At 59.2% G+C, this 8,306-nt stretch carries 7 protein-coding genes; all 7 read right to left on the bottom strand.

Annotated features, from left to right (window positions below; all coding sequences use genetic code 11):
- The coding region (locus EN984_RS14045) for an ABC transporter substrate-binding protein (protein WP_127383794.1) at positions 1-940 on the bottom strand (940 nt) is incomplete at its 3' end.
- Positions 941-1,629: 689 nt separating this feature from the next.
- Positions 1,630-2,652, bottom strand: a complete 1,023-nt coding sequence (gene rhaS, locus EN984_RS14040) for a rhamnose ABC transporter substrate-binding protein (RefSeq protein ID WP_024504919.1) — start codon at positions 2,650-2,652, stop codon at positions 1,630-1,632.
- Positions 2,653-2,716: 64 nt separating this feature from the next.
- A complete protein-coding gene (locus EN984_RS14035; RefSeq protein ID WP_024504918.1) occupies positions 2,717-3,598 on the bottom strand; it encodes an MBL fold metallo-hydrolase in 882 nt (293 codons plus the stop codon).
- Between the two features lie 242 nt (positions 3,599-3,840).
- Positions 3,841-5,013, bottom strand: coding sequence for a serine hydrolase domain-containing protein (locus EN984_RS14030; protein ID WP_127267176.1), 1,173 nt, complete (start codon positions 5,011-5,013; stop codon positions 3,841-3,843).
- A gap of 14 nt (positions 5,014-5,027) precedes the next feature.
- The gene (locus EN984_RS14025; protein WP_024504916.1) at positions 5,028-5,855 is read right to left on the bottom strand and encodes an ATP-binding cassette domain-containing protein; all 828 of its coding nucleotides are present in this window, start codon (positions 5,853-5,855) and stop codon (positions 5,028-5,030) included.
- Between the two features lie 20 nt (positions 5,856-5,875).
- On the bottom strand, positions 5,876-6,913 hold the full coding sequence (locus EN984_RS14020) for an ABC transporter permease (RefSeq protein WP_236382680.1): 1,038 nt from the start codon (positions 6,911-6,913) through the stop codon (positions 5,876-5,878).
- 99 nt (positions 6,914-7,012) lie between these two features.
- A complete protein-coding gene (locus EN984_RS14015) occupies positions 7,013-8,017 on the bottom strand; it encodes a substrate-binding domain-containing protein (RefSeq protein ID WP_127267178.1) in 1,005 nt (334 codons plus the stop codon).
- Positions 8,018-8,306 lie beyond the last annotated feature (289 nt).

Raw genomic sequence — 8,306 nt, 5'->3', positions numbered from 1 at the left:
CGGCGGAATAGTTCCCGGCGTGGATGTCGCCGGGATAGAAATTCAGTTTCTCATGGAAGCGTTTGGCGAATTTCCGGGTCTCGTCGTCCAGATCCCAATACCAGATCAGCGCGGCGTTAACGCCAGCCCAAGTGTCTGGGCCAAGAGCTTTGACGTCCGACAGATTCAACTGGCCGGGAACAATCTTTATACCGGCGTCCATCAATCCGAACTCTCGTGCCTGCTTGACCGCGTTGCGCAGGTCCTGACCCGATTCAAGAATGCCGATGGCCTGCGCGCCCGCCGCCTGCGCTTTCAGGAGATAGTTTGAGAAATCATCATTGGGGAACGGCACCATGTCCACCCCGACGATTTCGCCGCCATTCTGCTTGACAGCCTTTGAGAAAGAATCGAGCAGAGATTTACCGAAGGCAAAGTCAGCCGCGATAAAGTACCACTTCTTAGTGCCCTCCTTGGTCATTTGTTTGACTGGGACCGACATGGCTGAAGTATCGTATCCGTAGTGCCAAGTGTATTTACCGCAGGCCTCGTTGGAAAGTGCCATGGTTCCTGGGCTGACGAAAGTCGTCAGAATGTGTCGTTCGTTGGCAAGCTTGGCAACAGCGATCGCGGCCGCCGAGCTCGACACGTCCGTTATCAGATTCACGCCCTGGGAATCGATGATCTCGCGTGCCTTGTTGACGGACAGCGCCGGATCAAGCTTGTTGTCGACGACGATGACTTTTATCGGAACCCCGTTGACCTTGCCACCGAAATCTTCGACCGCCATCTTTGCGAATTCCACATCACCTGGACCTGAGGTTTCTGAATAGACCGAGGAAAGATCAGTCAGCATCAGAATGTTGAACGTGCTGCTCTTCATCTGGGCTGATGTCGGGACAGTACCGGTCAGAGCGATAGCTATTGTCAGGCCGACAGCAGCAAGTGTCTTCATTGGCATTTATTAATTCCTCCTCATTAATATTTGTCGTGTTAAGGCGGTTTGGATCGTGTGAACCAAGGGTTCGGGCGCATAATCGCCGCCAACCAGACTGTCTGGCGATGGCGCAAATGGTAGGGTTGCGGCAACGCTCCTCCCCCACGACAAATATCCGCCTACACCGTGGGCTCAGCCCAATTCTGTGGCTCGGGTTGCTTTTCCAGGGTTTTTACCGCAACTGCCGGCGTGAGGGAGTCTCATATGGAAAACATGTCATCGCGTTTGGAGATGCACGCTGACGGGCTGGCTGCAGCCGGGTACTAGGGTTCGCCGCGTATCGCGGAATCATTTGCGAACTGTTCGCCCTCTCCACGGAGCAATTCCCTTGCACCCTACTGACAAGGCGAATTTCTGTGTCCAGACAGAAGCGCTCTGCGTCGAGAATAAGGTCGTCACGGACACGCCCGTAGCGCAGAAGCTTCAGCCCAGTGCCGCCCGGTAGGAATGCGAACGGCACGATCGGATCGGCATGCCGGCCCAGAGCGCCGAAACTTCCCTTGCGGCAAGTGTCCCCGGGGCAAACTTCGTTCAGATCGGCTGATTAAAAGCCCGCAATCACGACCTCCCGTAAAGCGCGAGAGTTTGCCCGTTGACGAAACTTTGGTTCGCTTCGAGATCACGCACAACCAGGCGTCCGAAACTCCTGACGCTTAAAATTTCGTCGCCCACTCTTCGATGTTCGACTTATCGAATACCAACAGGTCCTTGAGATAAGCGCTGCCGTCCGCCTCTACGGTCATGTCGCCGAGACGACCGATCTTGGTGGTGCTGTTGGCTGCACCGTCGGTTTGCCCACGCGCGAGCATGCCGGCATACATGACGGCCGCGTAGCCGAGATCAGCAGGACTCCAAAGCTGGAACGTATCGGTCACACCGGAAAGCACGTTTGGCTTCATCTCCGAAGGCAGGCCGTGGCCAGTAACAAATATCTTGCCCAACTGACCTGCATCGGTAACCGCCCGGCAGGCGGAGACAATGCCGACGGCGGTCGGCGAGATAATGGCCCTCAAATTTGGGTACGCTTTTATGAGTCCCTGCGCCTCGCGATAGCTCTTGTCCGCCGCGTCGTCGCCATAGACCACGCCGACCAGCTTTAGCTTGGCATATTTCTCCTTCTGCCACTCCTCCTTCATCTTCTCGATCCAGAGGTTCTGGTTGGTTGCCTGCGAGGTTGCCGACAGAATTGCGACCTCGCCTTCGCCACCGAGCGTCTTGCTGATCATGCGCACGTCATTGGCGCCGATTAAGTCATCGTGCGGGGCGTTCACATGCATTATGCGGCCTTCCGGCGCGATCGCAGAATCGAAGGAGATGACCTTTATGCCACGCTGCATCGCCTTCTTGCCTGTAGGGATGAGGGCTGTGGCGTCGTTGGCCGAGATGACAAGAGCGTCGATTTTCTGGGCGACGAGCGCGTCGATGACCGCAATCTGCTGTTCGACGGTCGCTGCGGTCGGACCCGTGTAAACGAGTTCGACATTGCCTAGTTCATCGGCCGCTTGCTGACCACCATCGCGGGTCACGTCGAAATAGCTGATGCCCATGACCTTGACAACCAATCCGATTCGCAGCTTCTGCTGCGCGAAGGCGGGCCGCAAAGGTGCCGTTGACGTAACGCCAGCGAGCGCAGCACCGGACACGAGTTTCAAAAGCCGACGGCGATCCGGATTCATTGCTTCCTCCCATCTAGTTTCAAGAGATCGATATTGGGGCGCTCAACAGAGGGACGCCAAATCGTCAGACAACCGCGCGCCAGACCTCCGGAACGAAGGCATAGCCACCGCCTCGTCGCTCGACATGACCGAAGGCAGGAAAGTCCAGGTGAATGCCGGCTACGCGAAGCCTGTCTGCAGCCGCCATATCCAAGGCACGCCGCCTGGTAGCCACAGCCAGATCGCGGTCTATGTCAAGAATCGTTGCTGCCTGGGGCGCCGTAAATTGTAGATGCGGCATATGAACAATGTCGCCCCAGATCATTACAGAGTCACCGCCGGATTCAATGAGCCAGCCGGTGTGGCCGGGCGTATGGCCGGCCTGTGTGACAGCAATGACCCCTGGCATGACGGGTCCGTCACGAACCGTCCGGATGCGCTCTCCATACGGCCGGGTAGCCCGCCGGAACCCTTCAAAAAATTCCTGCGGTTCGCCATCGGGTGAGCGTGAGGGCGACATGGGATCTCGAAAGAACTGGAGCTCGGCCTCGTTGACGACAAGTTCTGCGTTCGCAAACACAGCCTCACCGGCTTCATCGATTAACCCATTGATGTGGTCGGGATGCATGTGCGTGATCAGGATGGTGTCGATGTCAGCGGGAACAATGCCGATTGCCGCCAAGTTCCGGCAGACCATGCCCAACGTCGGTCCCGAACGCGTTCCACAGCCCGTGTCGACAAGCGCCACATGATCGCCGGTCCGGAGCAGAAAGGCATTCATCGTCATTTTTGGCGGAACCGGACGGAACGCCGCTGTTTCGATGCGGATGCAATCCTCCTGATCGATACCCGCGATCATATCGAAAGTGGCCTGAAAGGTACCGTCATTGACCGCAGTCACCGTCATGTCGCCGATGGCGATGTGATAGGCACCCGACGGCTGGCAGTGTGGTTTGGCTGCTGTCACGTCACATTCCCAAGGTTCTTCGGGAGGGTGCAAGCGGAGCGGAGAAGCGCCCAATCTTCAGCGGGCCGTCAACGCAAGCGCTCGGCGAAGCCTGGGAGCACGACCGCCATCCTCCAAAACGGCCGAGATGGCGAACCGGAACGACCGCCATTAGGTCTCTTAGGACATGGTCCGAAGGAACGGAAATCGTAAATTGCCAAGCAACCATCGCGTTCGGCGATGAGAGATGGGGGCGATCGTCGCTACGAAGGTTTGCTCGGTCCAAAGTAGAGACCGCGCTCGAAGCCTTCATAGAGTTTCAGAGTGATCGGATCCCCGAAAGGCAGTATCTGCGTCATGATCACGCCGCCTATGCTTCTGTAGCGATCCACCCAGAAATAGGTATTGGCAAGGCCAGCCCAGGTCATGCTGCCGGCGCTACGCCCATTGGGCGAATCACTCGTATTGAGCAGAAAACTCAATCCCCATTTCTGCGGCATGCCAGGGAAAAAATCAGTATCGTTGGCGAGATCCTTCAACACCGAGGTGAGCACGCCTGCCTTGATGTCGCCGATGCTATTCTGGCCCATGAGTTCGACGGTATCCGGCTTGAGCACGACAGTGCCATCCTTGGCTCGCCCGTCATTCAAGAGCATCTGGATATACGACGCGTAGTCGCCAGCGGTTCCGTAGATGCCGCCGCCGCCCATGAAGAATTCGGGCTGCTGGGAGATCTCATGCTCGATCGGAATAAGCGAGCCGTCTGCTTGGCGGCGATGCACGTCCGCCAAGCGCTCGCGCCACGCCGGTTTTATCAGAAACGCCGTGTCGTGCATCCCAAGGGGCGCGAACAGGTGCTCGCGCAGATAGTCCTCGAGCGATAGGCCGCTGACAGCTTCGACGACCTGCCCGGCCCAGTCGATGCTGATGCCATATTCCCATTTCTCGCCCGGATCGGCCACCAGAGGCTGAGCGAGCGAACTCAACTTGCAGTCGACTAGCAGCGGTATGTGGTTCTCGCGCATATAGCGCTCGACCGCCTTATTCCAAATGTCGTAGCCATAGCCGGATGTGTGCGTCAGCAGATGCCGGAGTGTGATCGGCCGCTTGGCCGGCCGCACCATTGGCGTGCCGTTCGCGTCGAAACCATCGAGAACCTCTGGTGAGGCAAGCGACGGCAGGACGCTTCCGATCGGTTCGTCCAGAGCGACCCGCCCCTGCTCCACCAATTGCATCGCCGCCGTCGCCACCAGGGCCTTGGTCATCGATGCGTACCAGAAGACTGTGTCCAGCGTCATCGGTGCGCGCCTGGTAAGGTTACGCAGGCCGAAGGCGCCCTCATACAGCCGGGTCGTTTTGTCGACCGCGATGGCAACGACGCCGGGCACGTCACCGCGCTGCGCCGCCCTGCGAAGCAAGGCGTCGATCGAATGCACATCGCGTGTGGTCACTATTGCGTCTCTCCCAGGGGCGTTGTCGTAACTGTCGGCGCCAGAACGGCGAGCTCGCCCGCTATGTCCTCCATCTGCTCGCCTCCTGCCATCAGCGACAGCAGTTCCGTGCTGCTCTTTTCACCGCGCTTGAAACTGGCCGCAACACGACCCTGGATCAGGACGGTGAACAGGTCGCCCACGAGCGTGGCATGATGTGCATTGTGCGTTATGAAGACAATGCCGACACCCTCGGCACGCGCCGCCTGTATGAAGCGCAGCACGGTAGCGGCCTCCTTGACACCAAGTGCCGATGTCGGCTCGTCCAGAATCAGGACGCGGGCGCCAAAATACATAGCTCGCCCGATTGCAAGCACCTGTCGCTCACCCCCCGATAGCGATCCCACCAATTGGTTGCCGTCGCGCACACGCGTGATCCCGAAGCGCCTTATCTGCTCCACGGAGACGCGGTTCGCCTTCTCGATGTCTAGCCGCTGGAACGGCCAGACACCTTTCTTGGGCTCGGCGCCAAGAAAAAAGTTCCTGCCCACGCTCATCAGCGGAATGGTGCCGATATCCTGATGCACTGTGGCGATACCGCGCGCTCGGGCATCGCGCGGATCGGTGAATTGCGTTTCCACGCCATCAAGTAGGATCTTGCCTTCACTAGGACCGTGAAAGCCCGACAGGATCTTAATTAATGTCGACTTGCCGGCACCGTTGTCACCTAGAAGGCAAACCACCTGCCCGGCTGGAACGCTAAGAGACACGTCAGTAAGCGCCTGGACGCCGGCAAAGCGCTTGGAGACGCCTTGCAGTTCGATGAGGGGGCGGTTTTCAGAAGCCATGCAGAACCTCGCGCTGTCGGCTAGCCAGCGCTCATGGCGAGGCGCCGGAAGTAGTGATTGGTGATCACGGCCGCCATCAGCAGAACGCCGAGAAAGAGCTGGACCCAGTCGGTGCTCCATCCGGTGTAGAAGATGCCGATATTGATGACGCCGAAAATGACGGTGCCGAGAAACACCCCGAACGCGGAGCCGTAGCCGCCGCCGAGCAGGACGCCGCCGATTACGGCGACGATCGGTGCCTGAAAGACATAGCCGAGGCCGGCAGTCGCGTTGCCGGAATGATATCCGATCGCCTGGATGACACCGACAAGGCTCGCGCCAAGACCGGTCATCATGAACAGCACGATCTTGACAAAACCTGTCGGTACTCCGGCGCCGCGCGCCGCGACAGGGTTTCCACCGGTCGCGAATATCCAGTTGCCGAACGCGGTCCTCGCCAGTACCCAACCGCCAAAGATCGTGATGGCGAACCACCACAGGATCGAGATGTTTGCCTGGCCCCAGTTCGATGCGAAGACAGCATCTGAAAGCGGTGTCGACTTCACCGAGACCGAGGTGGTGTTGCTGAGCAGCCGCGCCAGGCCAAGTGACAGGCCGCCTATGCTGAAACTGCTGGCAAGCGTCACGATGAAGGACGGCAACCCGGTGCGCACGACAAGGAGACCGTTCAGGACGCCGACAGCCAGGCCAAGTGCAAGGGCGGCTGAGATCATGAGCCACACGGAAAAGTCAAACAATGTCGTGCCGATCGCAACCGTGATCGACGCCGCGCCTACCACCGCGCCGACCGACAGGTCGAACTCGCCCGCAACCATGAGAATGCCGACCGGTATGGCGATGATGCCGAGCTCGGCTGCGGTGTTGAGCCATCCGGCGGTGCCGTCGAAGGTTACGAAGCCGTACCGATAGGCCGTCGCCGCGAAGAAAGCATAGACGAAAACGGTGGCTACGAAGGCACCGAACTCGGGTCTGCGCACTAGACTGGACGGAGACCAGCTCCGCATTGGCCGGGAGGTGGCGGCCGATGCGTCACGCAGCGCCTGGGTTTCCAATGTCATGAGCGTCATCCGGCAAGTGCTGGGATTGGTTGAGAAGATCCGAGGGACAGTGAAGGCGGGATCTCGGGCGCGCCACGATCGCAGGGAGCTGGCGCGTAATCAGGACGCCCCTCTGACGCCGGGATAGGTCACGTTGACTTTCAGCACCTCGTCAACATTGTCCTTGGTGATCATCAGCGGACCGGTTGATATCTGACCCATTGGCAGCATCTTGTATTGCACATACTGGTATGCCGCGAGCAAGGCGTAGTAGCCGTCGAGATATGGCTGCAGGTCGGCGATGAAGAGCAGGTCGCCGTTCTTCAAGGCTTCGAGCGAGCCGAGCGACAGGCCGAGCGAAGCATTGACGATCTTTCTTCCGCTCTGCTTGACGGCCTCCACGGAAGCAACGCCCTGCACGGCGCCAATGGTCCAGATCGCATCGATCCTCTGATCGCTTTGCAGCGCACCACGGATGGCGCTGCTGACAAAAGTGGGGTTGCTGGCATCGGAGAACTGGATGGTCAGGACCTTGGAGTCGCCTCCGGCCGCCTTGAAGGCATCGTTATAGCCGAGGCAATCCAGGTCCAGCGTGGTGTTGCCGGGAACGTGATTGACGCAAAGGCCGAATTTTGCACCGGCCTTGATCTCCCTCTCACCAACCGAGCGACCGAGGTCACGGGCGCTGAAGCCTACGTATGAAATCGCGCCGATATCCCGCCAGGAAGCGCCACCATCATGCTGAATGATGACCGGGATGCCGCTGGCCGTGATCTCCTTGATGATGGGGTCGAGCGTGTCCGGGAAGTAGTTGCCTATGACCATGGCGGCCGGCTTCTGGCTCGCGGCCTGCTTCACCAGCTTGGCGTAGTCGGCGACGAAATTGTTGGGATCGGTGCCGGTGATCCACTGGTAGTCGACATTGAGGTCACGAGCAGCGTCGTCCCCGCCCTTCTTCATCGCGCCGAAAAAGGGATCCCATAGCGGGCCGCCCAGCATGACGATGCGCGGCTTGTCCTGGGCGCTGGCGGCACCGGCCGCGCTTAGCGAAGCCAAGACGCAGACACCCAAAAACGCAACTGCGGCCACGCCGCGCCGTGCCAGCGAAGCTGGTAGCATGTTCATGATCTCCTCCCAAAAGAACCGGCCGATAAGACCGACATGAATTGGTCTAGGTCAAACGGCTTTGGGCGCTAAGTCGTGGTTGAGCATCCAACCATCGCGATGCGCGAAGCTTGCCGCGACGACTTGCTTGGCCGCGGAGGCAACGCGGCTCAGCCGAGCTGCTTTGTCATACGGCCGCGCCGCGCGCGCTCGCCGGCTGCGTTCAAGGTCAGCGCAACCAGAAGGATCAGGCCGTACATGATCTGGATGTAGAAGATCGAAACCTGCGCCAGCGTGAACAGGGTCTGGA

Source organism: Mesorhizobium sp. M7A.F.Ca.CA.004.12.1.1, assembly GCF_003997835.1.
In the GTDB taxonomy this organism is placed as follows: Bacteria; Pseudomonadota; Alphaproteobacteria; order Rhizobiales; family Rhizobiaceae; genus Mesorhizobium.
This window is presented reverse-complemented; position numbering and strand designations above follow the sequence as displayed.